The sequence below is a fragment of the Methyloversatilis thermotolerans genome, assembly GCF_000372885.1.
GTDB classification, from domain to species: Bacteria; Pseudomonadota; Gammaproteobacteria; order Burkholderiales; family Rhodocyclaceae; genus Methyloversatilis; species Methyloversatilis thermotolerans.
Map to the genome: position 1 here is coordinate 3,641,372 of NZ_KB889967.1, position 24,641 is coordinate 3,666,012.

The window sequence follows — 24,641 nt, forward strand, 5'->3', positions numbered from 1 at the left end:
TGTCAGCAGGTTTTGGGGAGTCGCCAAGTTGGTCAAGGCACCGGATTTTGATTCCGGCATTCGAAGGTTCGAATCCTTCCTCCTCAGCCACTCGTGATCGGGCAGGCTCGCAGCCAGTGTGGGCCTGCCCGATGTGTTTTCAAGGCAGCAGGCATGCCGCGTCGGTGCGAAACCGGTCATCTGCCTGGAGCATGACATGCCTGGTCCTCTCGCCGATCTGCGTGGTTGCGGGGAACAGGCATCGATCGCAGGTCCGGCTCCGGCCGGTGTGTAGTCAGCAACAACCGAGTTTCGCGAGGCAGCATGGCTTACGACAGCCTTATGGTCTTTACCGGCAACGCCAACCCCAAGCTGGCGGCGGACGTTGCCAAACGGCTCAACATGTCCCTGGGCCGGGCGCAGGTGGGACGTTTCTCGGACGGTGAGGTCAACGTCGAGATTCTCGAGAACGTCCGCGGCAAGGACGTGTTCGTGCTGCAATCGACCTGTGCGCCGACCAACGACAGCCTGATGGAACTGGTCATCCTGGTCGATGCACTCAAGCGAGCGTCGGCAGGGCGCATCACCGCCGCCATGCCCTACTTCGGCTATGCGCGCCAGGACCGTCGGCCGCGCAGCGCGCGTGTCCCCATCACCGCAAAGGTGGTCGCCAACATGCTGCAGGCGGTTGGTGTGCAGCGCCTGCTCACGGTTGACCTGCACGCCGACCAGATCCAGGGGTTCTTCGACATCCCGGTCGACAACATCTATGCCACGCCCATCCTGCTTGGCGACATCTGGAAGCAGGAATATCCGAACCTGATGGCGGTATCCCCCGATGTCGGCGGTGTCGTGCGCGCGCGCGCCTTCGCCAAGCGACTGGAATGTGACCTGGCCATCATCGACAAGCGCCGTCCCAAGGCGAATGTGTCGGAAGTGATGAACATCATCGGCGATGTGACCGGACGCACCTGCGTCATCATGGACGACATGGTCGATACCGCCGGCACGCTGTGCAAGGCGGCGCAGGCGCTGAAGGCGCACGGCGCGGCCCGCGTGCTGGCCTACTGCACCCATCCGGTGCTGTCCGGCGAAGCGGTCAGCCGCATCACGAGTTCCGATCTCGACCAACTGGTCGTCACCGACACCATTCCTCTGTCTCCGGTCGCCCAGGCCTGCGATCGCATCCGTGTCGTGTCCATTGCCGAGCTGCTTGCCGAGACATTGCTGCGCATCAGCAACGAGGAATCCGTTTCGTCCCTCTTCATGGAATAAGGAAGAGGGACACCCCGGGTCGCCTGGTCGCGGGCGACCCTTCATCCACCAGGAGTCATCATGACCATCGAAATGAACGTCAAGAAGCGCACAGCGCAGGGCACCGGAGCGAGCCGCCGCCTGCGTCGTGCCAGCCAGGTCCCGGCCATCATCTACGGCGGCAACAAGCCCGCTACGATGATCGCCCTCGACCACAACGAAATCTTCCACGCACTGCGCAAGGAAGCTTTCCATTCGTCCGTGCTGACGCTGAACGTCGAAGGCGAGAAGGAAACCGTGCTGCTGCGTGATACGCAGATGCACGCGTACAAGCTGCAGGTGCTGCATGTCGACTTCCATCGCGTCGACGCCACGCACAAGCTGCATACCAAGGTGCCCTTCCACTTCGTGAATGCCGAAGTCGCGCCCGGCGTGAAGCTGCAGGGCGGCATCGTGTCGCATGTGATGAACGAGATCGAAGTGCAGTGCCTGCCCAGCCAGTTGCCGGAATTCATCGAAGTCGATCTTTCGGGTCTGTCGGTCGGCCACTCGATCCATGTGTCGCAGATCAAGCTGCCGCTCGGTGTCGAGGCGCTGACTCACGGCACCGATCCGGTGGTTGCCACCGTGACGCTGCCGCGCGGCGCCAAGTCGGATGAAGCCGCGGCCGAAGGCGGCGAAGAGAAGTAATCGGCGACCATGTCCGGGAACGGTTCCAAAGCCGTGCCCCGGCTCGTCGTCGGGCTGGGGAATCCCGGCCCGGAGTATTCCGAAACCCGGCACAACGCCGGGTTTTGGTTTTGTGAGGGGCTGGCACGCAAGCTGGGTATCACGCTCAACCGTGAAGCGCGTTTCAATGGCTTCACCGGTTCGTCGCGTGCAGACGGCATCACGCTGTTGCTGCCGCAGACCTTCATGAACCGTTCCGGTCAGTCGGTCGGCGCGCTGGCCCGATTCTTCCGCATCGCGCCGGCCGAAATACTGGTGGTGCATGATGAGCTGGATATCGCGCCCGGCGAGTTGCGACTGAAGTTCGGTGGCGGTCTTGGCGGCCACAACGGCCTGAAGGACATCAGCGCCCACCTGTCCACGCACGATTACTGGCGACTGCGCATCGGCATAGGTCATCCCCGTGACCGTGCGCCCGGTACCGAAGTGGCCGACTATGTGCTGCATCGTCCGCGCATCGAGGAACAGCAGGACATCGACGCGGCGATCACGCGGGCGCTCGACGCCTGGCCGATGATCGCAGCAGGCGACTGGACGCGCGTGTCCACGCTGCTCAACGCCAGACCGGGTGCCGGCAAGGCGCCCAAGGTATCCTCTCAGGCATCCACTCAGGGAAAACAGTCATGAGCCTCAAGTGCGGCATCGTCGGTCTGCCCAATGTCGGCAAATCCACGCTCTTCAATGCGCTCACCAAGGCCGGCATCGCCGCCGAGAACTATCCGTTCTGCACCATCGAACCCAATGTTGGCATCGTCGAGGTGCCGGACCCCCGTCTGGCGCAGCTTTCCGAAATCGTGAAGCCGCAGAAGATACAGCCGGCCATCGTCGAATTCGTCGATATCGCCGGCCTCGTGGCGGGGGCCAGCAAGGGCGAAGGGCTGGGCAACCAGTTCCTCGCCAATATCCGCGAAACCGATGCCATCGTGAATGTGGTGCGCTGTTTCGATGACGAGAACGTCGTGCATGTGAATGGTCGCGTCGATCCGATCGCCGATATTGAAACCATCGTGACCGAACTTGCGCTGGCCGATCTCGCCGCGGTGGAGCGTGCCATCGCGCGCGATGGCAAGAAGGCCAAGTCAGGCGACAAGGATGCGCAGAAGCTGGTGGCGGCGCTGGAAAAGCTGCTGCCGCATCTGAACGAAGGCAAGCCTGCGCGCACGCTGGACCTGTCGGACGACGAGCGCGCGCTCATCAAGCCGTTGTGCCTGCTCACCATCAAGCCCGCCATGTATGTGGGCAATGTGCTGGAAGACGGTTTCGACAACAATCCCTACCTCGACCGATTGCGCGAGTTCGCGGCCCGGGAGGGCGCGCCCGTGGTGTCGGTATGCGCCAAGATCGAAGCCGAACTGGCCGACCTCGACGACGAGGACAAGAAGGCTTTCCTGGCCGACCTCGGCCTCGACGAGCCGGGCCTGAACCGCCTGATCCGCGCCGGCTACGACCTGCTGGGCCTGCAGACCTACTTCACCGCCGGCGTGAAGGAAGTGCGCGCCTGGACCATACACAAGGGCGATACCGCACCGCAGGCGGCGGGCGTCATCCATACCGACTTCGAGCGCGGCTTCATCCGCGCGCAGACCATCGCCTTCGAAGACTTCATCGCCTTCAAGGGCGAACAGGGCGCAAAGGAAGCCGGCAAGATGCGCGCCGAAGGCAAGGACTACGTGGTCAAGGACGGCGACGTGCTGAATTTCCTGTTCAACGTCTGAGCGTCCGCGCGCAGCGCACGGCCCCGGTGACCGCTGGTCCCGGGGCTTTTTTCATGGCTGTCGAAAAGGCGAGCGTTGTTTCGTCGTTCCGCTGTATCGCTGTCAACAACTACGGAGGACGGGATGATGAAGATGGATGCTCAGGCGCAACATCGCTGGCTCAGGCAGTTCGAGGGTGAGTGGACCTGCCGCAGCGAGGCGGTGACCGCTGCCGGGAAGGATGAGGCCTGCTGGACCGGCCGCGAAACGGTGCGCGCGCTGGGCGAACTGTGGACCCTGTTCGAGGGGGATGGCGATGCATTCGAAGGCGTGCGGCCACGCACGCTGATGACGCTGGGCTTCGATCCATCGCGCGGCGAGCGCGGGCTTTTCGTCGGCAGCTGGGTCGGATCGATGATGGCCACCCTGTGGACCTATGAGGGCGCCCTGGACGAGAGCGCGCAGGCGTTGACGCTGGACACCGAGGGCCCTGACTTCAAGAGCGGCGGACGCATCGCGCGCTATCGCGACGTGGTCGCGCTGCACGGTCCGGACGAGCGCACGCTGTCGTCCTTCATGCAGGATGCCGACGGCAACTGGATACCCGTCATGCGCTTGCGCTATCTGCGCGCGATCGCGGAGCGCTGAGTCAGGCGCCCTCGTCCAGCAGGCGCGCAGCGGTGAGCAGCCGCGTGTGGCTGGCCGGATCGGCGCGCACGGTGGCGGCAAACAGCCTGACGCAGCGTTCCGCCGCCTGCCGATAGCGCGTGCTGCCGGTGCGCCGGCCCAGGCGGATCAGCGCGAGCGCCGCTATGCCATTACCCGACGGCGTGGCGGCGTCCAGCCCCGGCTTGGCGCGGTGGAACAGCGGCAGCGCGTCGTGCGCGGTGAAGAAGAAGCCGCCTGATGCATCATCCTCAAAGCGCATCATCATCACGTCAGCCAGCCGGGTGGCGAAGGCGAGATCGCCCTCCTGCGGTGCATGGTCGTGCAGGTCGAGCAGCGCATCGAGCAGGAAGGCGTGGTCATCGAGAAAGCCTTCGACGCCGGGCAGGGACTGCAGCCTGTCCATGCCGTCCACGTCCGCCTGCCAGCGCGTGCTGCGCAGCGCATCCAGTGTGCGCCGGGCGGCATCGGTCCAGTCCGGCCGCTGGCAGTGTGCGCCGGCTCGGGCCAGCGCGCTCACCATCAGCGCGTTCCAGGCGGTCGGTGTCTTGCCGTCACGCGCCGCGCGCGCCCTGTCGTCGCGCCGGTTCAACAGCCGGCCACGCGCGCCGTCGATCACCGCCTGCACCGCCGCCTCCGGTTGATCGAAGGTATCGGCCAGCTTCTCCGCACTGCGCGCGACGCGCAGATGCCAGGACTTGCCCTCGAAACCGGGCGGGTCGATCAGTCCCCAGTGTGCCGAGCACAGATCCCATTCGACCGGCGACAGCGGTTCGCGCACCGCGGCCGCATCCCAGAGGTAGACAGCGCCTTCCCGGCCATCCGCACCATCGGCAGCCAGGGCGCTGCAGAACAGTCCGTCGTCCGCGCGCATGTCCCGCTCCGCCCAGCCGACGGTGAGCTCGACCACGCGCCGGAACAGCGGATCCCCGGTCCGCGCCCAGGCATCGGCGTACAGCGGCAGCAGCATGGCGCTGTCGCACAGCATCTTCTCGAAATGGGGAATCTGCCAGGACGGATCGACGCTGTAGCGGAAGAAGCCGCCGCCGAGCTGGTCGAACAGGCCGCCCTCGGCCATGTGGCGCAGAGAGGCGAGCACCATGGTGCGCGGTGACGGCGTACCGACATCGCTGTCGAGCTGCAGCAGGAAATCGAGGTCGGTCGGATGCGGGAATTTCGGCGCACCGCCGAAGCCGCCATGGCGTGCATCGAAGGCGGTGGCGAGCTGCTGTATCGCCTGGTCCTGCACAGTGGGATCGATGGCCGGCCCGCTTGCATGCGGCCGGGCGGCATTCATCGCGGCGATCAGCGCCTCGTCCTGGCGGGCGAGGTCGGCGCGCCGCTCGCTCCACACGGTGCTGACCGATGCCAGCACGTCACGCAAGGCGCTCTGACCACCGGATGCTTCACGCGGGAAATAGGTGCCGCCGTAGAACGGCACGCCCTCGGGCGACATGAACACGGTGAGTGGCCAACCGCCATGGCTCCGGCGCAGCAACTGCAGCGCCTGCTGGTACAGGCCGTCGATGTCCGGCCTTTCCTCTCGATCGACCTTGATTGCGACGAAGCCTTCGTTGAGCACGGCTGCCGTGGCCGCGTCGGCGAATGACTCGCGCGCCATGACATGACACCAGTGGCACGATGCATAGCCTATGGACAGCAGGATGGGCAGGTCGCGTCGGCTCGCCTCGGCGAAAGCCTCTTCACCCCACGGATACCAGTTCACCGGATCGGCCGCGTGCTGCTGCAGATAGGCCGACGATGCACCGGGAAGGCGGTTGCGCGGATTGGATGCCGGAGCACTGCTCATGGATGTCCTTCCTGGAATCGAAGTGCCGGCGCGAACGCGACAATGAGGACAGCCGGATGCACCAAACCGCACATTCCGCGCATGCGCAGGCCCGACCATCCGCGCCGACCGGCGGATGGTCGGGCTACTGCAAGTTCCGTGCTGACGCTGCATGCATCTTGCTTTTTGTGCCTGCGACGGCCGCAGCGCCCATACCGGAGCGCATGCCGAACAGCGAAAGGCGGACCATGCGACTGCGCTTCCATATGACACCGGGCTCGTGCTCGACCGGCATACACATCCTGCTCGAACATCTGGAACTGCCGTTCGAGGTGTACCTGGTGAACCTGCCGGCGGGCGATCACAGGAAGCCGGAATACCTTGCGATCAATCCCAAGGGCACCATACCGGCGCTGCAGATCGACGACGATCCGGCATTGACCGAATTCCAGTCCATCGCGCTGTGGCTGGCCTGGCGTTTCCCGCGTGCGCGCCTGTTGCCGGAAGCGAGCTTGGATGCGGCGCAGGCGGTGGACCTGATGAACTACGCCGTGGCGACGGTGCATGGCGCGGCCTGCACGCGCATCTTCACGCCGGAACGCTACCTGCCCGCGAGCCTGGCGGAAGGCATGAGCGGTGACGCACGCGCGGGCTGGCTGGACGCGATACAGGCGCAGGGTCGAGCCATGGCGCAGGATGCCTTCGCGCTGATCGAGGCGCGCATCGACGACGACGGACGATTGTTCGGCGACGATCTGACCATCGCCGACGCGGCACTCTTCTACGTGACGTTCTGGGCCGATCGCATCGAACTGCCCCTGCCGGCGCGCTGCACCGCCTTCTACCGGCGCATGCGCGAGCGCGAAGTGGTGCGGCGGGTGCTGGCGGAAGAAGGTTATCGCTGAACGGATCAGCGCACCTTGCCGCGCAGCAAGGCGCCCAGCCGCGCGAGGTAGTAGCGCGGCAGGTTCAGGTAAAGCTCGATCGAATCCGGGGCGGCGATCAGCCGGACCAGCTTGCGTGCACGCCAGTAGTGGCGTTCCGCGATGCGCTGGCTGCGCAGGATGTCGAGGCAGTTGTCGATCACGTAATTGAAGTAGCGATCATCCGCGAACCAGTCGCGATAGGCCTGCCGCGCGGCCTCACCCATGTCGCGCCAGCGGTGTGCGTGCTGGCGGGCGATGCGTTCCAGTTGATCGACGTCGCGTTCCGGCACGAACAGTGCGCAGCGGTCCCAGTCCGGCCCGACCGGCCGCACCCAGCCATCGGCGAGAATGATGGGCGCCACACCCATGCGCATCGACTCGAACAGCCGGATGCTGCCGGTGCCGACGCCGCGTGGACAGAGCGAAAAGCGCGAGCGCCGCAGCAGGTCGAAGTACCGCCGCAGCCGGCGTTCACGTTCGGCCGGGTCGGTATTGCCCCAGAAATTGAAGCTGGACGAATCCTCGATCAGGATGTCGGACCGCGCGGGCTGCAGCGCGAAAATGCGTTCGCGCACCGGATGCGATGCACGGCCGATGAAGGTGAACAGATAGTCACGGTCTGCTTCGGGCGCATCGTCCGCCTCGTGGCCGGCGACCAGACTGTTGAAGGTGGATCGGGCATAGGCGCCCGTGCGGACCCGGCCGCGGCTCAGCAGATCGCTGCACGACGATTCATACAGGCCGCGCTGCAGCGGCAGAGGCAGGTCGCGCAGGCTCAGCGAGAAACACTTGTCGGGATAGCGGTCGATGATGTCGTGCTGCGCGATCATGCGCAGATAGGGCAGGCGGTCGATTTCGTTGCCCGGTGCGCCGACCAGGATGATGTCCGCGGCTTCCGGATCGTCGGTAAGGCGGTGTCGTCCGTCGGACGCCGCGTGGTAGCTGCGCAGGCGGTCCGCCATCTGCCCGGCCTGCAGTTCCGGGTAGCTGCAGATGAATACCTTCAGCTCTCGCGGAGTATCGGCCGTGGGGTCGTTCGGATGGACGGGCATCACGGACGTCCCCTCAGTTGTTGCGGCCGGACAGCAGTGCGTCGAAGTACGCCACGGTCCTGCGCAGCCCTTCGTCCAGCGCCACGGTCGGTTGCCAGTCCAGATGTTCGCGCGCCAGCGAAATGTCCGGGCGCCGCTGCATCGGATCGTCAGCGGGCAGCGGACGGAACACCAGGCGGGAGCGCGAGCCGGTGATGTCGAGCACCTTCTCCGCCAGCTCCCGTATGGTGAACTCGCCCGGATTGCCGAGGTTGATCGGCCCGGTGAAGCCCGGCCTGTGGTCGTCGCCCAGGTCCATGAAACGCAGGAATCCCTCTACCAGGTCGTCGACATAGCAGAAGCTGCGCGTCTGCCTGCCGTCGCCGTACAGCGTGATGTCCTCGCCGCGCAGGGCCTGCACGATGAAATTGCTGACCACGCGTCCGTCGTTCGGATGCATGCGCGGGCCATAGGTATTGAAGATGCGCGCTACCCGGATGTCCAGTCCGTGCTGGCGGTGGTAGTCGAAGAACAGGGTTTCGGCGCAGCGCTTGCCTTCGTCGTAACAACTGCGGAGACCGACCGGATTGACGTTGCCCCAGTAGCCCTCGGTCTGCGGATGTACCGATGGATCGCCATATACCTCGGACGTGCTCGCCTGGAAGATGCGCACCTTGAGCCGCTTGGCCAGGCCCAGCATGTTGATCGCGCCATGCACGCTGGTCTTGGTGGTCTGCACCGGGTCGTGCTGGTAGTGGATGGGCGAGGCCGGGCAGGCCAGGTTGTAGATCTGGTCGACCTCTATATAGAGGGGAAAGGTGATGTCGTGCCGCAGGAACTCGAAGCGCGGATGGCCGTGCAGATGGTCGATGTTGCGCTTGGTGCCGGTGAACAGGTTGTCCGCGCAGACCACCTCGTCGCCCCGCTCGAGCAGGCGGTCGATCAGGTGCGAGCCGAGGAAGCCGGCGCCGCCGGTGACCAGGACACGTTTCCGGTCATCATAGTTTCGCATGCGGACCTCTGCCGTACGGGGCGTGGATGGACAAGATTCATGTCATGTCCGCCATCATGCAGTGCGGCATGCCTCGTGCAACATCGGCCAAAAGTACTAGGGAGATCGATCCATGCGTCGCGCCGGCGTGTGCCGGGTTCCGCGCAAGGCTGCGCGATGGCCGCTGGCGGGCACCATCGACGCCCGTGCACCGAAAAGGGCAACGCAAGCTCATAGGGCGTGACTGGATGCGTCCTGGAGCGGACGCGTCCAGTAGCACCGGGCGGTCGATCAGGAGGTCGCGCCGTCGCTTTGCTGGGTCGCGATTTCGGCGCGCACCTTGTCCATGTCCAGCGCCTTGGCCTGCTCGATGAGCTGGTCGAGCTGTCCTGCCGGCAAGGCGCCCGGCTGCCCGTACAGCACGATCTGCTCACGGAACACCATCAGGGTGGGAATGGAACGGATGCTGAACGCGGCGGCGATGCCCTGCTGTTCCTCGGTATTCACCTTGGCGAATACGATGTCGGGGTTGTTTTCCGACGCGGCTTCGAACACCGGGGCAAAATTGCGGCACGGTCCGCACCACTCGGCCCAGAAGTCGATGATCACGAAAGGATTGTTCTCTATCGTGCTGTTGAAATTCTCTTCGGTCAGTTCGATGGTCGCCATGATTGTCCTTGCGGTTGAGCTGCGATGTTAGCCGAAGGGACATCCTATGTCGGCCGTTTCGCTCCCAGTCCGACCGGCCCGCTGCACAAGGGTTCGCTGGTCGCCGCGCTGGCAAGCTGGCTGGATGCGCGGGCGCACGGGGGGCGCTGGCTGCTGCGCATCGAGGATGTGGACGTGCCGCGCTGTTCGCAGGCGGCCAGCGACACCATCCTGCATCAGCTCGAAGCGCTGGGGCTGCACTGGGATGGCGAGGTGAGGGTGCAGAGTCGCCGAACCGAGGTCTACCGCGCCGCGCTCGACGCGCTGGTCGTGCGCGGTCTGGCCTATGGCTGCGCCTGCAGCCGGCGCGACCTGGAAAGCCAGCCGCTGGCGTCGGACGGCACGCGCCGCTACCCCGGCACCTGCCGCGACCGTTCCGGCATCCCGGCGCGCGCCTGGCGACTGCGTGCCGCGCCGGGCGAAACCGCTTTCTATGACCGGGTGCTCGGCCGCGTCGCGCTGGATGTCGCGGCCGACGCCGGTGATTTCGTGCTGTGGCGGGCCGATGGCTACTGTGCCTACCAGCTCGCCGTGGTGGTGGACGACGCCGACCAGGGCGTGACCGACGTGGTGCGAGGAGCCGATCTGCTTACCTCGACGCCGCGGCAGATCCTGATCCAGCGCGCGCTGCGGCTGCCCCAGCCGCGTTACGCCCATCTGCCGCTGGTGCTCGACGCAAAGGGCGAAAAGCTGTCCAAGCAGACCCGCGCGCCGGCGTTGCGGCCAGACCATGCGTCCAGCGATCTGGTCGATGCGCTGTGCTTTCTGGGTCATCCGCCACCTGAGGACGTGCGGGCGGATGACCGCGACGCGCTGCTCGACTGGGCCGTGAGCAACTGGAATCTGGTGCGCGTGCCGCGCGAGGGCATCGCGACAGGCGCTCCCCGTCAGTAATGCGGCGGAATGTCCTGCTGCGCGTCGGCGCGCTCGGCCGGCTGCAGCGTGCGCATCTGTTCATACACGTGCCTGAGCTGCAGTTGCAGCGCCTCTATCGCCCGTTGTTGCTCGAATACCGTGCGGTTGACCGCATCCAGCATGTCATCCATCAGCGCGATACGTGCCTCGATATCGTCCAGCCGTGCATTCATTCTTCGGTTCCTTGTCGTGTCGTCTGCCGGGATCGCGCCCAGGCCACGTGTTCCCGCACCAGCGCGGAGGTGTGGTCGGCGCGCGCCTCGAGCGCGGCGCGGTGGGCTTCACTGACCGGGGCATTACCCAGCGCCACCGCGATATTGCGCAGCCAGCGCTCGTGACCGATGCGCCGTATCGCGCTGCCTTCGAGCCGGCGGTTGAATTCATCCTCGCTCCAGGCGAACAGTTCGGGCAAGGTGGCGCGGTCCAGCCCGTTGCGCACCGCGAAATCCGGTGCCACCGCACGCTGCGCGTAGCGGTTCCACGGACAGACGAGCTGGCAATCGTCGCAACCGTAGATGCGGTTGCCGATCGCCGGCCGCAGCGCCTCCGGAATCGCGCCAGCGAGTTCTATCGTCAGATAGGACACGCACAGCCGCGCGTCGAGCTGGTACGGCGCGACGATGGCACCGGTCGGGCATACGTCGATGCAGCGCGTGCAGCGGCCGCAATGGTCGGCCTGCGGTGTATCGGGCGGCAGCGGCAGTGTGGTGAACAGTTCGCCCAGAAAGAACAGCGAACCGGCATCGCGATGTATCAGCAGCGTGTGCTTGCCACGCCAGCCGAGCGCTGCACGGCGCGCGATTTCCACCTCCAGCACCGGTGCGGAATCGGTGAAGGCGCGGTAGCCGAATGGCCCGGTCAGCGCCTCGATGCGTTCGGCCAGCTTCTGCAGCCGGTTGCGCACCACCTTGTGGTAATCGCGTCCCAGTGCATAACGTGACACATAACCGAGGCCGGGTGCGTCGAGCACCTTCTGGGCATCCGCCGCCGCCTCCGGCCAGTAGGGCATGCGCACGCTGATCACCGACAGCGTGCCCGGCACCAGTTCGGCCGGACGGGCGCGCGTGGCGCCGTGGCGCGCCATGTAGTCCAGTTCGCCGTGACGTCCTTCTGCCAGCCACTGCAGCAGGCGCGTTTCCGCTTCGCCCAGATCGACACCGGAAATGCCGACCGACGCGAAACCCAGTTCGCGGGACCAGTCGCGGATGCGGCGCACCAGCTCGTCCGGCGCACAGGGCAGCCCGATGTTCATTGCCCGAGCCCGGCCGGGGCGGCGGATAATCCGCGCACTGTCACCCTGGATACCCCCTCTGTCATGACCTCGAGCACCCTGATCCTGGATCTCGCCGACAGCGCGGCCACCGAACAGCTTGGCGCCGCTCTCGCATCGGCGCTGCGGCCGGGCCTGTGCATCTTCCTCGAGGGAGATCTGGGCGCCGGCAAGACCACGCTGGTGCGCGGTCTGCTCCGCGCCGTGGGCCATAGCGGCAAGGTAAAAAGTCCGACCTTCACTTTGCTTGAATCGTATGCTATTTCTAGCTTAAACTTCCCGTTGTATCACTTTGATTTTTATCGCTTCAGCCATCCAGATGAATTCATCGAAGCAGGTCTGGACGAATTTTTCGGGCAAACCGGCGAGCAGGCCGGTGTCTGTCTGGTCGAATGGCCGGACAAGGCTGGCGCGCACCTGCCGCAACCCGATCTGCGCATCGCGCTCGACGTCGTCGGTGAAGCGCGTCGTGCGCGCGTGTCCGGCGATACGCCGCAAGGTGTCGCATGTCTAGGCCGCCTGTCCGCCGGTCGGTCGTTACCGGGCCCCTGAAGCGCCGCGATTTTCTCGCGCTGTCGGGCGCAGCGCTGCTGTTGTCGGTGAGCCCGGTCGGCCGCGCGTCCAGCACCTCACTGCTGGCAGTACGCGTGTGGCCGTCGCTGGAATATACCCGCATCACGCTGGAATCCCGCGATGCCCTGAAGTACGCCCACTTCACGGTGCAGAATCCGGAACGTCTGGTGATCGACATCGAAGGCGTCGAACTGAACAGCGTGCTGGGCAGCCTGCCGGGCAAGATTGCCGACTCCGATCCCCATATCAAGCTCATCCGCGCCGGACGCAACAAGCCGGGCGTGGTGCGCCTCGTGCTCGAACTGAAGACCGAGGTGAAGCCGCAGGTGTTCACATTGCCGCCGGTGGGGCAGTACGGGCACCGTCTGGTGATGGACATCTATCCGGCCCAGCCTCTGGATCCGCTTATGCAGCTCGCGCGCCAGGGCGATATCCGCTACGAGGGCGATGTCGCGCCGGATCAGCCGGAGGAACCGCTCGCGGCAGCGCCCGATGCCGCGACGCCGGGCGCCCAGGCGAAGGATGCTCCGGCGACCGCGGCCGACGTGAATCGTCTGGTGACCATCGTGCTGGATCCGGGTCATGGCGGCGAGGACCCCGGCGCCGTGGGACGCGGCGGCAGTTACGAGAAGAACGTGACACTGCAGGTGGCCCGACGGCTGCACAAGAAGATCGAAGCCGAGACCGGCATGCGCGCGGTGCTCACGCGTGACGGCGACTACTTCGTGCCGCTGGGTACCCGCGTCACCAAGGCGCGGCGGGTACGCGCCGACCTGTTCGTGTCGATACACGCCGATGCCTTCGTGCGCCCGGACGCGCGTGGCAGTTCGGTATTCGTGCTGTCCGACCGCGGTGCCAGCAGTTCTGCCGCGCGCTGGCTGGCGCAGCGCGAGAATGCCGCCGATCTGGTCGGCGGCGTGAATCTGGGTGTGAAGGATCCCTATCTCGCGCGCACGCTGCTCGATCTGTCGCAGACCGCGACCATGAATGACTCGATGAAGCTCGGGCGCGCCGTGCTGGGCGAACTGGGCGGCATCAACACGCTGCACAAGGCACAGGTCGAACAGGCCGGATTCGCGGTGCTCAAGGCACCGGACATTCCGTCCATCCTGGTCGAGACCGCCTTCATTTCCAATCCGGAAGAGGAAAAGCGGCTGACCGACGACGCCTATCAGGACAAGCTGGCGGAAGCCATCCTGCGCGGCATCCGCCGCTATCTGGCGAAGAATCCGCCGCTCAACCGCTCGCGCATCGCCCAGCTCTGACCGACCCGCGCGGGCGCAGCGTTCAGCGCGGACTGCGATAGCCGCCGACCACGCCGGCCGGTGACAGCACCCACTGCCACAGCTGGATGTCGCGTGCGCGGAACGCACCGGCGCAGGACAGCAGGTAGTAGCGCCACATGCGATGGAAGCGCTCTCCCAGGCGATCGGCGAAACGCGACCAGGCGCGTTCGAAGTTGTCGTGCCAGGCCATCAGCGTGCGGTCGTAATCGGATCCGAAGTTGTGCAGGTCCTCGACCACGAACAGATCGTCGACCGCGTCGCCGATCTGGCCGATCGACGGCAGATCGCCGTTGGGGAAGATGTAGCGGTCTATCCACGGATCGGTGGCGCCACGCCGGCTGTTCTTCCCTATCGTGTGCAGCACCGCCAGCCCGTCCGGCATGAGTGCGCGCCGTACGACTTGCATGAAGGTGCGGAAATTCTTGCGGCCCACGTGTTCGAACATGCCCACGCTCGCCACCCGGTCGAAGCGTTCGTCTACGTCGCGGTAATCCTGAAGGCGGAACTCGAGCGGCAGCCGCGCATAGCGCTCGCGGGCGAACTCGGCCTGTTCGCGCGAAATCGTGACGCCGACGCCACTGACGCCGTAGCGCTCCGCGGCGAAGCCGAGCAGGCTGCCCCAGCCGCAGCCTATGTCCAGCAGACGCATGCCGGGCTTCAGTTCGAGCTTGCGGCAGATCAGGTCCAGCTTCGCCTCCTGCGCCGCGGCCAGGTCACGCGCATCCTTCCAGTAGCCGCAGGTATAGGTCATGCGCGGGTCCAGCATGGCCGCGTAGAACTCGTTGCCCAGATCATAGTGCTGCTCGCCGACCCTCCACGCCCGACGCCGGGTCTGCCGGTTCAGGATGCGGGCGCCGAGCACATGCAGCAACATGTTCAAGGGGCGCACCTTCTCGTCGAGTTCGGCGCGCAGCAGGCGCGCGAAGAATTCATCGAGACGTTCCGCGTCCCAGTCGCCATCCATGTAGGACTCGCCCAGCCCCAGGCTGCCCTCGGCGAATACGCGGTCGGGCACATCGGCGGCATGCATGCGCATGTCCCACGGCGCGCGGCCGTCGAGGTGGATGCCCGCGTGTTCGAGCAGGCCGGCCATCAGCCGGTAGCGCTTTCCGGGCACGGGGAATGCAAGCGAGGACGAGGTGTCGAAGCTCTCCTGTTTCATGGGCAGGTCTCTCCGGGGATCAGAAATCGGTCGGTCTTCTGAATTTAGACCAAGTCTAAATTCATCCGCAAGTATCCTGATGGTGCAAGTGCGCAGACAGGCCGGGCGGCATCTGCCGGGCGGCCGGATGTGCTTGACTCACGTCATGGGGCCCATGCCCCGCCACGACTAGAATCCGCCGCATGACCGAAAGTCCCTGTCCTTGATGAATGCCCCCGACACGCCGGTGCTGCACAGCCCCCCCGGCGCCGCGGTGCAGTGTTACCACTGCGGCCTGCCGGTCGATGGGCCGGTGCGCTATCGCGTGCGCGTTGCCGGTGAAGACCGTCCGATGTGCTGCGCCGGCTGTGCGGCTGTCGCGCAGGCCATCGCCGGCGGTGGCCTCGAGGCCTTCTATGCGCACCGCGACACGCTGTCGCCGAAGGCCGAAGACGGCTCGGGCACGCGCGACCTGACGGTCTATGATCTGCCCGAGGTACAAGCAGATTTCGTGCGCACTGTTGCGCACCCCGATTGCGCGCAGGCGCGCGAGGCCCTGCTCATCATCGAAGGCATACGCTGCGCGGCGTGCGTCTGGTTGAACGAGCAGCACGTCGGACGCCTGCCGGGTCTGCTCGATCTGGATATCAATTACGCGACGCGACGCGCGCGGGTGGTCTGGGATCCCGCCCGTATCAGCCTTTCCGGGATTCTGCGGGCGGTGGCCGAAATCGGTTACGAAGCGTGGCCGAACGACAAGGCGCATGCCGAGTCGGTGGCGCGCAACGAGCGTCGCGATGCGCTGTGGCGGCTGGCCGTGGCCGGACTCGGCATGATGCAGGTCATGATGTACGCGTGGCCCGAGTACATCGCGGGCGAGCTGGAGCTGCCAGGCAGCGTTGCCGCACTGATGCGCTGGGCCAGTCTGGTGCTTACCGCACCGGTTGTGTGCTATTCGGCCGCGCCGTTCTTTGCCCGCGCCTGGCGCGACCTGTCGGCACGACGCATAGGCATGGACCTGCCGGTCGCGCTCGGCGTAGGCAGCGCCTTCATCGCCAGCGTATGGGCCACGGTCACCCATTCGGGCGAGGTGTATTTCGATTCGGTCACCATGTTCGTGTTCCTGCTGCTGGGCGGCCGCTATCTTGAAATGCTGGCGCGCCAGCGTGCGGTTCGCGGCGTCGAGGAACTGGCTCGCGTGATGCCGGCACTTGCCCGTCGTCTGGTCACCTGGCCCGGTTCGGCGACGGAAGCCGTGCCGGTGGCGCGATTGGCCGCCGGTGACCATGTCGCAGTGGCCGCCGGTGAGGTGTTTCCGGCCGACGGACGACTGGTCGATGGCCGCAGCGAAGTGGACGAAAGTCTGCTGACCGGTGAATCCAGACCGCAGGCGCGCGCGCCCGGCGACCGCGTGGTCGGCGGCAGCGTGAATATCGCGTCGCCGGTGGTGCTGGAAGTGGAGCAGGTGGGCGAAGCCACCCGGCTCGCCGCCATCCGCCGGCTGATCGGCCGCGCGTCGGCCAGCCGTCCCGAAGTGGTGCAGTTCGCCGATCGCGTCGCGGTGCATTTCGTGTCGGCGCTCATCGTGCTGGCGGCGCTCACCGGCGCCATCTGGCTGTGGCTGGATCCATCGCGCGCCCTGTGGATATTCGTTGCCGTCCTGGTGGTGAGTTGCCCGTGCGCGCTGTCACTGGCCACCCCGGCGGCACTCACCGTGGGTACCGGCGTCATGTCGCGCAGCGGGCTGCTGGTGACGCGCGCCCATGCCATCGAAACGCTGGCGCGGGTGACGCATGTCGTGTTCGACAAGACCGGCACGCTGACCACCGGAAACATGAAGGTGCAGGCGGTGCACCCGTCCGCCGCGATGGATGCGGCGCACATGCTGGCCGTGGCCGCCGCGCTGGAAGGTCCGTCCGCGCATCCGATCGCGCGCGCGCTGCGCGAGCGCGCGGGTGCGCTCGCCGCGACCGATCTGTCGGCGCAGACCGGCAAGGGCGTGCAGGGGCAGGTCGCCGGGCGTCTGTACCGACTGGGGCGCGCCGATTACGTATGCGAACTGTCGGGTGCGACGCCGCCGGCCAGCGCCGGGGCGTCATCGGCCACCCCGGTCTGGCTGGGCGACCAACATGGCCTGATCGGCCGCATCGATCTGAGTGACGAATTGCGTGCGGGCGCCCGGGCCCTGCTCGCCCGACTGCGCGAACGGGGGATAGGCATCACTCTCCTGTCCGGCGATGCCGAAGAGCCGGTGCGCGCACTGGCGGGAGAGCTGGACATCGCCGACGCGCAGGCGCGCATGTCGCCCGAGGACAAGCGCGCGCGCATCGAAGCGCTGCAGGCGCATGGCGCGGTGGTGGCCATGCTCGGCGACGGCGTGAACGACGCGCCGGTGCTGGCCCAGGCCCATGTGTCGGTGGCCATGGGCAGCGGCACCGAACTGGCACGTGCCCAGGGCGATCTGGTACTGCTGTCCGACCGCTTCGATGCGATGACGCTGGGACTGGATACCGCGCGTGCGACACTGGCCATCGTGCGCCAGAACCTGCGCTGGGCGTTTGCCTACAACCTGCTTGCCATCCCGCCCGCCATGCTGGGCTGGATCACGCCGTGGATGGCCGGCATAGGCATGTCGCTCAGTTCGCTGCTGGTGGTGCTGAATGCGCTGCGTCTGCAGCGACGTCACAAGGTCGATTGAGGCATGGACATACTCTGGTTGCTGGTTCCGCTGTCGGTGCTGATTGCGCTCGGCATCGGTGCGATATTCGTGTGGTCGGCGCGCAGCGGGCAGTTCGATGACCTCGAGGGGCCGGCTCATCGCATGCTGATGGACGACGATCGCTCGCAGCAGATCGGCGCCGATCAGCCGGAGCGGCGCCGGTCGTGACGCACAATGCGGCGGACGCGTGATCCATCGACTATAGTGCAGACACCTTCACCGGGGGACATCGCATGAGCGGATGCAAACAGCACGATCATCACGACCATCGGCACGGCGCGAACTGCGGCCATACTGCGGTCCAACACGAGGGCCATGTGGATTATCTGCATGACGGACATCTGCATCATGTGCATGGCGACCATGTGGACGAGCATGTGATCGCGGTTGGCGCGGAGAATCCCGACAGCTGCACGCCGCAGCACCGTTGCAGCGGCCACGCCGCCGGTCATGTTCACGGCCCCGGGTGTGGCCATGAGGCGGTGCCGCACGGCGACCATGTGGATTACCTTGTGGACGGGCATTTGCACCACCCGCACGGCGATCATTGCGACGATCACGGTCCGCTCCGCATTGCGTGAGCGCGCGCGGCTGCGGCGGACTCCTGCCGCAGCCGCGCAGCCCGACGGGGCGCAGCGGCATCGGCTTGGTTATCATGTGGTCCGGTTCCGGATCCGCTCTGTTTCTTCATGTCCTTTCATCAGGCCGGCGACGCATGGCGTTCGCCGGCGCTTTTCGTGCCCGCCGCACTGAGTGGCTGGCTCACCGATCCGCATTCGCTCACTTCGCGCATCAGGTGCCGTTGTCATTGCATGACCGTGGTGCCTCTGCGGCAGTCGACCGCCTTGCCCGGACGCGACGAGCGCAACGCGCTCAGGGTGGCGCCGGGCCGGGCGGTGCGCGTGCGCGAAGTGCTGCTGTGTGCGGATGGCGTGCCCGTGGTGTTCGCGCACAGCATCGTGCGTCTGGATGACCTGCGCGGCGTGTGGCGCCTGTTTTCCGGCATGGGTCACCGCCCGCTTGGCGATGCACTGTTCGCCGATCACCGGGTCGTGCGTTCGCCGCTGGCGGCGCGCCGTCTCGCCCCGGATCATGCGCTGCACCGGCGCATCCGCGCACTGGGACTCGTGCCGGACCGGCCGCTGTGGGCGAGGCGCTCGCTGTTCATGCGACACGGGCGCCCCCTGCTGGTGACCGAAGTCTTCCTGCCCGCCATCATGGAGCTTGCACGGTGAATCTGCTGGCCCGACTCAACGCCTGGGAACGACTGATGCGGCTGGACAAGCCGATCGGCATCCTGCTGCTGGCCTGGCCCACGCTGTGGGCACTCTGGGTTGCCGGTGGCGGTCGCCCGTCGGCCTTCATCGTCTGGATATTCATGCTCGGCACGGTGCTGATGCGCAGTGCCGGATGCGTCATGAATGACTACGCCGACCGCGATTTCGACGGCCATGTGGAGCGCACGCGCAACCGCCCGCTCGCAACCGGCGAAGTCAGCCCGCGCGAGGCGCTGCTGCTGGCGGCGACGCTGTCGCTGATCGCCTTCGTGCTCATCCTGCCCTTGCACCGGCTGGTCATGCTGCTTTCTTTCGCGGCACTCTTCCTGGCCGCCAGCTATCCATTCACCAAACGTTTTTTCGCCATCCCGCAGGCCTATCTGGGCATTGCCTTCGGTTTCGGCATCCCGATGGCGTACGCCGCCCAGCTCTACACCGTGCCGGTCGAAGCCTGGATCCTGCTGGCAGCCAATGTGTTCTGGGCGATCGCCTACGATACCGAGTACGCCATGGTGGACCGGCCGGACGATCTGCGCCTAGGCATACGCACATCGGCCATCACCTTCGGCCGCTTCGACGTGGCGGCCATCATGGTGTGCTATGCAGCCACGCTCGCACTGCTCGCGCTGTGGGGATGGATGGAAGGACTGGGTCTGGCGTTTCATGCCGGTCTAGGCGTCGCCGCCGGCATTGCGCTCTATCACTGGACGCTGATACGCGATCGGGACCGTGCGCAGTGCTTCCGCGCCTTCCTGCACAACAACTGGTTCGGCGCGGCGGTGTTCGTCGGCATACTGGCCGACTACCTGACGCGCTGACTGTCGCGCACCGAACGGGTTGTTCGTCGCCGGGGGGCGCAACAAGGATGACATGCCTGGCGGCGATCGACGTTCCAGGGATTCCACGTCGCTGCGGCGGCATGAGACGCGGGAGGTGTGCTGCGGAGCCGCCGGGACACATCGCCCGCGGGCGACGTGCCCCGGCATGCATCAGACGCGACGGCGACGGGCCATCAGCGCCGTCAGGCCAAGACCGGCCAGCATCAGGGCATAGCTGTCGGCTTCCGGAACCGCGCTCACTTCCACGGTGAGCAGCGGACGCGTGCTCAGTTCGAAGCCTTCCGCGCTGTAGAAGTCCACGCCATTCGTGCCATTGGGCATGAAGGGCAGCAGCGCCCAGCCATAGCCCGGCACGCTGCCGGCCTGCATGCGGCGCAGCGCTTCGGTGAAGTCGAGCACCAGACGGCCTTCCTGGATATTGGTGTCGCCGTTGTTCGCGCCGATCACCAGGAAGGGCGTGGCCACCGCCTCGACGCCATCGGTCTGCACGCCCTCATCGAAGCTGTTCCAGGTCGCGGATGCCGAGTCCCAGTCCATCAGCATGTCGTGGAACAGGATGCCGCTGCCCGCGCTGGTGATTTCCAGCGTAAGCGTCGCCGACACGATGGTTTCGCCCGCCTTGATCTGGTTGGCCGCCGAGCCGAACAGTTCGTCGAAGCGCACCAGCACATGATTGGGCGAGCCGCTGTCGGAAGCGTCTATGCTCAGCTCCTGCTCGTAGCCGTTGCTGGAATCGGGCTCCGAGCTGTACAGCGTCACGTCCATATTGCCGTGATAGCCGTCGACATCCTGCTGGAAGGTGTAGGTCTTCGCGGAAACAGCCGTCGTCATCGCAGCGAGCAGTGCCGCAAGAATGATCTTGTTCATGATGTGGTGTCCTCAGGATTTGCGACGTGCGACCGCGCCCAGAAGGCCGAGTCCGATGCCGAGCAGGGCCCAGCTCGCGGGTTCGGGAACCGGCGCGACTTCGACGCTCAGATAAGGGCGCAGGCTGACCGTGTCGTACTCGGAACTGCGGAAGTCGATGCCATTGGTACCCGCCGTGAACGGCGACAGCAACCAGCCGAAGCCGGGCAGGGTGCCGGCCTGGACGGCCTGCAGGGAAGTCGTGACATCGATGCTCAGCCAGCCGGTCGGCACATTGCCGGAACTGTTGTTGGCGCCGATCGAAAACAGTGCGCTGGTGCTCGCTTCGACGCCGTCGGTCTGGACACCGTTGCCGACGCTGTTCCAGGTGACATTCGATTCCGACCAGTCGATCAGCATGTCGTGCAGCGTGAAGCCGCTGCCCACATCGAATACATGGATGTTCAGCGTGGCGGAAACGATGGTGTCTCCGGCTCCGATCTGGCCGGCTGCATTGCCGAACAGCCCGTCGAAACGGATCAGGCCCTGATTGGGCTTGCTGCCGGGGCTGCCATCGTCGCCGTCGACGCTGACGTAGTCCAGCGAACCGAAGTTGGTGCCGCGGCTGTCGCCATTGCTGCTCTGGCCCGAACCGCTGGCGGTTTCGTTGCTGCGTATCATGGTGTCCTGCGCGGACTGGTAGCCGTTGCTGCCGTGCTGGAAGGTCAGCGTATCGGCTGCGAAGGCCGGCAGGGCGCCGAGAGTGGCTGCGGCGATCAGCGTCATGCGTATCATCATGTGCTCCTTCTGATAGGCCGGCATGCATCGCATGCCGGCCTCGTCATTCAAAGTGATGCGTCGTGATTACAGCGCGCCATTGCCCCAGGGGCCGGTGATCGCGAAGGTGATGCCCGGCGTCTGGATGTTGCAGAACAGCCACTCGTTGTGGAAAGTCGCGCCGGTGAATTCCTTCATCCGGTAGTCGCTGTTGTAGGTCACGCCATTGCGGCTGTAGCTGCCGATGCCGGTGCTGCGGAAGTCCACATTGCTGGCGGCGAACGGGAAGATGGTGCCGTCGAGCGTCAGACCACGCAGGTATTCCACTTCCGTCCTGTCGTCGCTGTCCTCGCACAGGATGAGGCTGCCGCGCGGGCTCCACGCAATGTTGTCGGGCTGGTACAGGGTCGAGCCATTGGGCGACTCGTAGACCAGGGTGAGCGTCTGCGTGCGCGGATCGAAGGCGAAGATCTGGCCGCGCGATGCGGCACCGCCATTGGTCGAGCACAGGAAGATCTGGCCATTGCCATACCAGCAGCCTTCGCCACGGCGGATGCTGGTGGCGCCCTGCGCGAAGCCCTGTGCGCGCACGCCGCCGTAGAAGTTCGTGTTGTTCTCGACAAAGGCGCGGGTCGGATCCTCGATATCCACCCACTGGGCGTCCCAGGTCGTGCCGGCAGCGAAACCGACGCCGGTGTCGAAATAGGTGTAGGTGGCCGAGGTGCCGCTGTGTCCGATCTTCTGATTGAACACATTGGGCGCCGCGACCAGCTTCATCATCTGCAGCTTGCCGCCGGCGGCCAGATTGCCCGGTTCATTCGGAATGAAGCGGTAGAAGCCGCTCTGGTTGTCGTCCTCGGTCAGGTAGACGATGCCGGTGACCGGGTCGACCGCGACCGCCTCATGGCTGAAGCAGCCCAGGCCGGTCAGCGGCACCGGCTTGGCTGCACCGGTCGCCGGTACGTCGAAGCAGAAGCCGTGCTGCTTGGTGGCGCCGTTGTGCACGCCATCCGAGGTTTCTTCACAGGTGATCCAGGAGTTCCACGGCGTCGGGCCACCCGCACAGTTGCGGATGGTGCCCGAGATCGACGCATAGGCGCCCACCCAGGTACCGGTGCGCGGTGCGAACACCAGATTGGTGGTGCCGCCATTGCACGTCGGGTCATAGGTGATCTTTGCGTTGGCGAAGGAGCCGGCGGTGCGGCTGCCCTGTTCGTGGTTGCGCACCAGCACCAGCTTGTTGGCATCGGAAGCCACGACGGCCATGCCGTCGTGAGCGGAGGGCGTGGCGATGCCGTCCGTCATCATGTCGCCGGTCCAGCCGAAGGACCAGTACTTGAAGCCGGCGGGCAGTTGCAGCAGCGGCAGACCGGTGCTCTGATCGGCGACCGGTGCGAGCGGGCCGTAATCCGGGCTGTAGGGCAGTTGCACGGCCTGTGCCTTGTTCGAGCCCAGCATGCTGAAGGGCATGCCCAGGGTCGCGGCAGCGGCGACGCCGCTCTTCAGGAAGCCGCGGCGGCCGTAGCTCCAGTGCGGATCCATCTCGCGTGAGGCGTCGGTGCGGCTGAAGTCGCGCAGCATGTCCATCGTGTCATCGCGCAGTGTCATGTTCGTATCCTTGCGTATTCGTCGGCCGTCAGTGTGGCCAGGGTATGAAAAATGGCCGGCGCGAGAGCTGCGCCGGCCATGAATCGTCATTCGAAGTCTTTTATTACAGCGCGCCGTTGTCCCACGGACCGGTGATCGCGAACGTGATGCCGGGCGACTGGATGTTCACGAACAGCCATTCGTTGTGGAAGGTCGCACCACAGAACTCGGAACCACGCTGGTCACTGGTGAAGGAGCGGCCCGACGGACGGGTATAGCTGCCGGTGCCCGAAGCCGAGAAGTTCACGTTGTTGTAGCAGAACGGGAAAATGGTGCCGTCCAGGGTGAGGCCGCGCAGTGCCTGCGGGGTCGCGTCGCCGTCTTCGCACAGGATGAGGCTGCCACGCGGGCTCCATGCGATGTTGTCCGGATTGTCCACCTGGCTGTTGCCGCCCGACACGAACAGCAGAGAGAAGGTTTCCTTGCGCGGATCGTAGGCGAAGATCTGGCCGTTTCCGGTGGCGCCGCCACTGGTCGAGCAGACGAAGATCTGGCCGTTGCCATACCAGCAGCCTTCGCCACGGGTGATGCTGGACGCACCCTTCATGATGCCCTGGGCGACCACGCCGCCGTAGGTGGTGCCGGTGATGAAAGGCTTGTTCGGCTCGTCGATATCCACCCACTCGACATCCCAGGTCGTACCGGCCGGGATGTCTGCCGCTGCCGTGTTGAAGTAGGGGTAGGCCACACCGTTGAGGGTGCGCGACGCGTTGGTCGAGGCGACCACCTTCATCATCTGCAGCTTGCCGCCGGCAGCCGGATTGCCCGGCACCTTCGGGATGAAGCGGTAGAAGCCGGACGGCGTGCTGTCCTCGGTTTCGTAGATGATGCCGGTGACCGGATCGACGGCCACCGCTTCGTGACTGAAACAGCCCATGTCGACCAGCGGCACCGGCTTGGCCGCGCCGGACGCGGGCACGTCGAAACAGTAGCCATGCTGCTTGGTGGCGCCGTTGTGCACGCCATCCGAGGTTTCTTCACAGGTGATCCACGAATTCCACGGCGTCGGGCCACCGGCGCAGTTGCGGATGGTGCCGGAGATCGATGCATACGAACCGACCCACTGCTTGGAGCGCGGAGCGAATACCAGATTGGTCGTGCCGCCATTACAGGTCGGGTCGTAGGTGATCTTCGCGTTCGCGAACGAGCCGGCGGTACGGCTGCTCTGTTCGTGGTTGCGTACCAGCACCAGCTTGTTGGCGTCGGATGCGACCACTGCCATGCCGTCATGCGCGCCCGGCGTGGCGATGCCATCGGTCATCACGTCGCCGGTCCAGCCGAAGGACCAGTACTTGAAACCTTCCGGCAGTTGCAGCAGCGGCAGGCCGGTCACTTCGTCATTGACCGGGGCGAGCGGGCCGTAATCGGGGCTGTACGGCAGTTGCACCGCGTGCGCCTGCCTGGCGCCCATGATGCTGAACGGCATGGCAACCGTGGCGGCGGCAGCGACGCCGCTCTTCAGGAAGCCGCGGCGGCCATAGGTCCAGTGCGGGTCCATGTCCTTGGTGGCGTCGGTCTTGCTGAAGTCGCGCAGGACATCGATCAGATCGTCTTGATGGTTCATCTTTGTATCTCTCCTTGTGC

The 24,641-nt window shown here is 65.7% G+C and carries 25 protein-coding genes and 1 tRNA gene; 14 read left to right on the forward strand and 12 right to left on the reverse strand.

What is annotated here, in order from left to right; all coding sequences use genetic code 11:
* The first annotated feature begins 13 nt into the window (after nucleotides 1–13).
* The 6 genes from A3Q7_RS0116580 to A3Q7_RS0116605 all read left to right on the forward strand — a co-directional run bounded on the left by A3Q7_RS0116580 (nucleotide 14) and on the right by A3Q7_RS0116605 (nucleotide 4,304).
* Nucleotides 14–90 (forward strand) — tRNA-Gln (locus A3Q7_RS0116580).
* 213 nt (nucleotides 91–303) lie between these two features.
* The gene (locus A3Q7_RS0116585) at nucleotides 304–1,254 is read left to right on the forward strand and encodes a ribose-phosphate pyrophosphokinase (RefSeq protein ID WP_026224951.1); all 951 of its coding nucleotides are present in this window, start codon (nucleotides 304–306) and stop codon (nucleotides 1,252–1,254) included.
* A 60-nt stretch (nucleotides 1,255–1,314) separates the two neighbouring features.
* Entirely contained in the window at nucleotides 1,315–1,923 is a 609-nt protein-coding gene (locus tag A3Q7_RS0116590) for a 50S ribosomal protein L25/general stress protein Ctc (protein ID WP_018413032.1), read from the forward strand.
* A gap of 9 nt (nucleotides 1,924–1,932) precedes the next feature.
* The gene (gene pth, locus A3Q7_RS0116595) at nucleotides 1,933–2,589 is read left to right on the forward strand and encodes an aminoacyl-tRNA hydrolase (RefSeq protein ID WP_018413033.1); all 657 of its coding nucleotides are present in this window, start codon (nucleotides 1,933–1,935) and stop codon (nucleotides 2,587–2,589) included.
* Nucleotides 2,586–3,677: a redox-regulated ATPase YchF gene (gene ychF / locus A3Q7_RS0116600; protein WP_018413034.1), complete on the forward strand. Its 1,092-nt coding sequence runs from the start codon at nucleotides 2,586–2,588 to the stop codon at nucleotides 3,675–3,677. The genes pth and ychF overlap by 4 nt, the downstream gene beginning before the upstream one ends.
* A gap of 123 nt (nucleotides 3,678–3,800) precedes the next feature.
* Entirely contained in the window at nucleotides 3,801–4,304 is a 504-nt protein-coding gene (locus tag A3Q7_RS0116605) for a DUF1579 domain-containing protein (protein WP_018413035.1), read from the forward strand.
* A gap of 1 nt (nucleotide 4,305) precedes the next feature.
* On the opposite strand, the gene A3Q7_RS0116610 is transcribed toward A3Q7_RS0116605, so the two are convergent.
* Entirely contained in the window at nucleotides 4,306–6,132 is a 1,827-nt protein-coding gene (locus tag A3Q7_RS0116610) for a thioredoxin domain-containing protein (protein ID WP_018413036.1), read from the reverse strand.
* Nucleotides 6,133–6,335: 203 nt separating this feature from the next.
* On the opposite strand from A3Q7_RS0116610, the gene A3Q7_RS0116615 reads away from it, so the two are divergent.
* Nucleotides 6,336–7,016, forward strand: a complete 681-nt coding sequence (locus tag A3Q7_RS0116615) for a glutathione S-transferase family protein (RefSeq protein WP_232418012.1) — start codon at nucleotides 6,336–6,338, stop codon at nucleotides 7,014–7,016.
* Nucleotides 7,017–7,021: 5 nt separating this feature from the next.
* Here the strand turns inward: A3Q7_RS0116615 and A3Q7_RS0116620 are convergent, their stop codons facing one another.
* From A3Q7_RS0116620 to trxA, 3 genes are all read right to left on the reverse strand, one after another.
* Entirely contained in the window at nucleotides 7,022–8,089 is a 1,068-nt protein-coding gene (locus A3Q7_RS0116620; RefSeq protein ID WP_018413038.1) for an exostosin domain-containing protein, read from the reverse strand.
* A gap of 13 nt (nucleotides 8,090–8,102) precedes the next feature.
* On the reverse strand, nucleotides 8,103–9,080 hold the full coding sequence (locus tag A3Q7_RS0116625; RefSeq protein WP_018413039.1) for a UDP-glucuronic acid decarboxylase family protein: 978 nt from the start codon (nucleotides 9,078–9,080) through the stop codon (nucleotides 8,103–8,105).
* A 270-nt stretch (nucleotides 9,081–9,350) separates the two neighbouring features.
* Nucleotides 9,351–9,728, reverse strand: coding sequence for a thioredoxin (trxA, locus tag A3Q7_RS0116630; protein WP_018413040.1), 378 nt, complete (start codon nucleotides 9,726–9,728; stop codon nucleotides 9,351–9,353).
* Nucleotides 9,729–9,752: 24 nt separating this feature from the next.
* On the opposite strand from trxA, the gene gluQRS reads away from it, so the two are divergent.
* Complete coding sequence (gene gluQRS, locus A3Q7_RS0116635) at nucleotides 9,753–10,661, forward strand: tRNA glutamyl-Q(34) synthetase GluQRS (RefSeq protein WP_018413041.1); 909 nt, start codon at nucleotides 9,753–9,755, stop codon at nucleotides 10,659–10,661.
* Here the strand turns inward: gluQRS and A3Q7_RS0116640 are convergent.
* Both A3Q7_RS0116640 and queG read right to left on the reverse strand, forming a co-directional pair.
* Nucleotides 10,655–10,855 carry a SlyX family protein gene (locus A3Q7_RS0116640; RefSeq protein WP_018413042.1) on the reverse strand — a complete coding sequence of 67 codons (201 nt, stop codon included), beginning with the start codon at nucleotides 10,853–10,855 and terminating at the stop codon, nucleotides 10,655–10,657. The two genes, gluQRS and A3Q7_RS0116640, sit on opposite strands and share 7 nt — an antisense overlap.
* Nucleotides 10,852–11,934: a tRNA epoxyqueuosine(34) reductase QueG gene (gene queG / locus A3Q7_RS0116645; protein ID WP_018413043.1), complete on the reverse strand. Its 1,083-nt coding sequence runs from the start codon at nucleotides 11,932–11,934 to the stop codon at nucleotides 10,852–10,854. The genes A3Q7_RS0116640 and queG overlap by 4 nt, the downstream gene beginning before the upstream one ends.
* 63 nt (nucleotides 11,935–11,997) lie before the next feature.
* Here queG and tsaE point away from each other — a divergent pair, with 63 nt between their 5' ends.
* Together tsaE and A3Q7_RS0116655 are read left to right on the forward strand one after the other, a co-directional pair.
* A complete protein-coding gene (tsaE, locus tag A3Q7_RS0116650) occupies nucleotides 11,998–12,504 on the forward strand; it encodes a tRNA (adenosine(37)-N6)-threonylcarbamoyltransferase complex ATPase subunit type 1 TsaE (protein WP_018413044.1) in 507 nt (168 codons plus the stop codon).
* Nucleotides 12,459–13,790, forward strand: a complete 1,332-nt coding sequence (locus tag A3Q7_RS0116655; RefSeq protein WP_026224953.1) for an N-acetylmuramoyl-L-alanine amidase — start codon at nucleotides 12,459–12,461, stop codon at nucleotides 13,788–13,790. Before tsaE ends, A3Q7_RS0116655 begins: the two co-directional genes overlap by 46 nt.
* Nucleotides 13,791–13,812: 22 nt before the next feature.
* Here A3Q7_RS0116655 and cfa read toward each other — a convergent pair whose 3' ends face one another.
* On the reverse strand, nucleotides 13,813–14,973 hold the full coding sequence (gene cfa / locus A3Q7_RS0116660) for a cyclopropane fatty acyl phospholipid synthase (RefSeq protein WP_018413046.1): 1,161 nt from the start codon (nucleotides 14,971–14,973) through the stop codon (nucleotides 13,813–13,815).
* A 205-nt stretch (nucleotides 14,974–15,178) separates the two neighbouring features.
* On the opposite strand from cfa, the gene A3Q7_RS0116665 reads away from it, so the two are divergent.
* Together A3Q7_RS0116665 and ccoS are read left to right on the forward strand one after the other, a co-directional pair.
* Entirely contained in the window at nucleotides 15,179–17,650 is a 2,472-nt protein-coding gene (locus A3Q7_RS0116665) for a heavy metal translocating P-type ATPase (RefSeq protein WP_018413047.1), read from the forward strand.
* A gap of 3 nt (nucleotides 17,651–17,653) precedes the next feature.
* Nucleotides 17,654–17,839, forward strand: coding sequence for a cbb3-type cytochrome oxidase assembly protein CcoS (gene ccoS / locus A3Q7_RS0116670; RefSeq protein ID WP_018413048.1), 186 nt, complete (start codon nucleotides 17,654–17,656; stop codon nucleotides 17,837–17,839).
* Here ccoS and A3Q7_RS20975 read toward each other — a convergent pair.
* Entirely contained in the window at nucleotides 17,815–18,231 is a 417-nt protein-coding gene (locus A3Q7_RS20975; RefSeq protein WP_198289178.1) for a hypothetical protein, read from the reverse strand. The two genes, ccoS and A3Q7_RS20975, sit on opposite strands and share 25 nt — an antisense overlap.
* A 129-nt stretch (nucleotides 18,232–18,360) precedes the next feature.
* Between A3Q7_RS20975 and A3Q7_RS0116680 the strand changes: the two genes are divergently transcribed.
* Nucleotides 18,361–18,906 (forward strand): chorismate--pyruvate lyase family protein, encoded by a 546-nt coding sequence (locus A3Q7_RS0116680; RefSeq protein ID WP_018413050.1) that lies wholly within the window; start codon nucleotides 18,361–18,363, stop codon nucleotides 18,904–18,906.
* Entirely contained in the window at nucleotides 18,903–19,766 is an 864-nt protein-coding gene (gene ubiA / locus A3Q7_RS0116685; protein WP_018413051.1) for a 4-hydroxybenzoate octaprenyltransferase, read from the forward strand. Before A3Q7_RS0116680 ends, ubiA begins: the two co-directional genes overlap by 4 nt.
* Before the next feature lie 171 nt (nucleotides 19,767–19,937).
* On the opposite strand, the gene A3Q7_RS0116690 is transcribed toward ubiA, so the two are convergent.
* The 4 genes from A3Q7_RS0116690 to A3Q7_RS0116705 form a co-directional block, all read right to left on the reverse strand.
* Complete coding sequence (locus tag A3Q7_RS0116690; protein WP_018413052.1) at nucleotides 19,938–20,654, reverse strand: DNRLRE domain-containing protein; 717 nt, start codon at nucleotides 20,652–20,654, stop codon at nucleotides 19,938–19,940.
* Nucleotides 20,655–20,666: 12 nt separating this feature from the next.
* Nucleotides 20,667–21,431 carry a DNRLRE domain-containing protein gene (locus A3Q7_RS0116695; protein ID WP_232418013.1) on the reverse strand — a complete coding sequence of 255 codons (765 nt, stop codon included), beginning with the start codon at nucleotides 21,429–21,431 and terminating at the stop codon, nucleotides 20,667–20,669.
* Nucleotides 21,432–21,497: 66 nt separating this feature from the next.
* Nucleotides 21,498–23,018 (reverse strand): PhoX family protein, encoded by a 1,521-nt coding sequence (locus A3Q7_RS0116700; protein WP_026224955.1) that lies wholly within the window; start codon nucleotides 23,016–23,018, stop codon nucleotides 21,498–21,500.
* A 103-nt stretch (nucleotides 23,019–23,121) separates the two neighbouring features.
* Nucleotides 23,122–24,621 carry a PhoX family protein gene (locus A3Q7_RS0116705; protein ID WP_018413055.1) on the reverse strand — a complete coding sequence of 500 codons (1,500 nt, stop codon included), beginning with the start codon at nucleotides 24,619–24,621 and terminating at the stop codon, nucleotides 23,122–23,124.
* Nucleotides 24,622–24,641 lie beyond the last annotated feature (20 nt).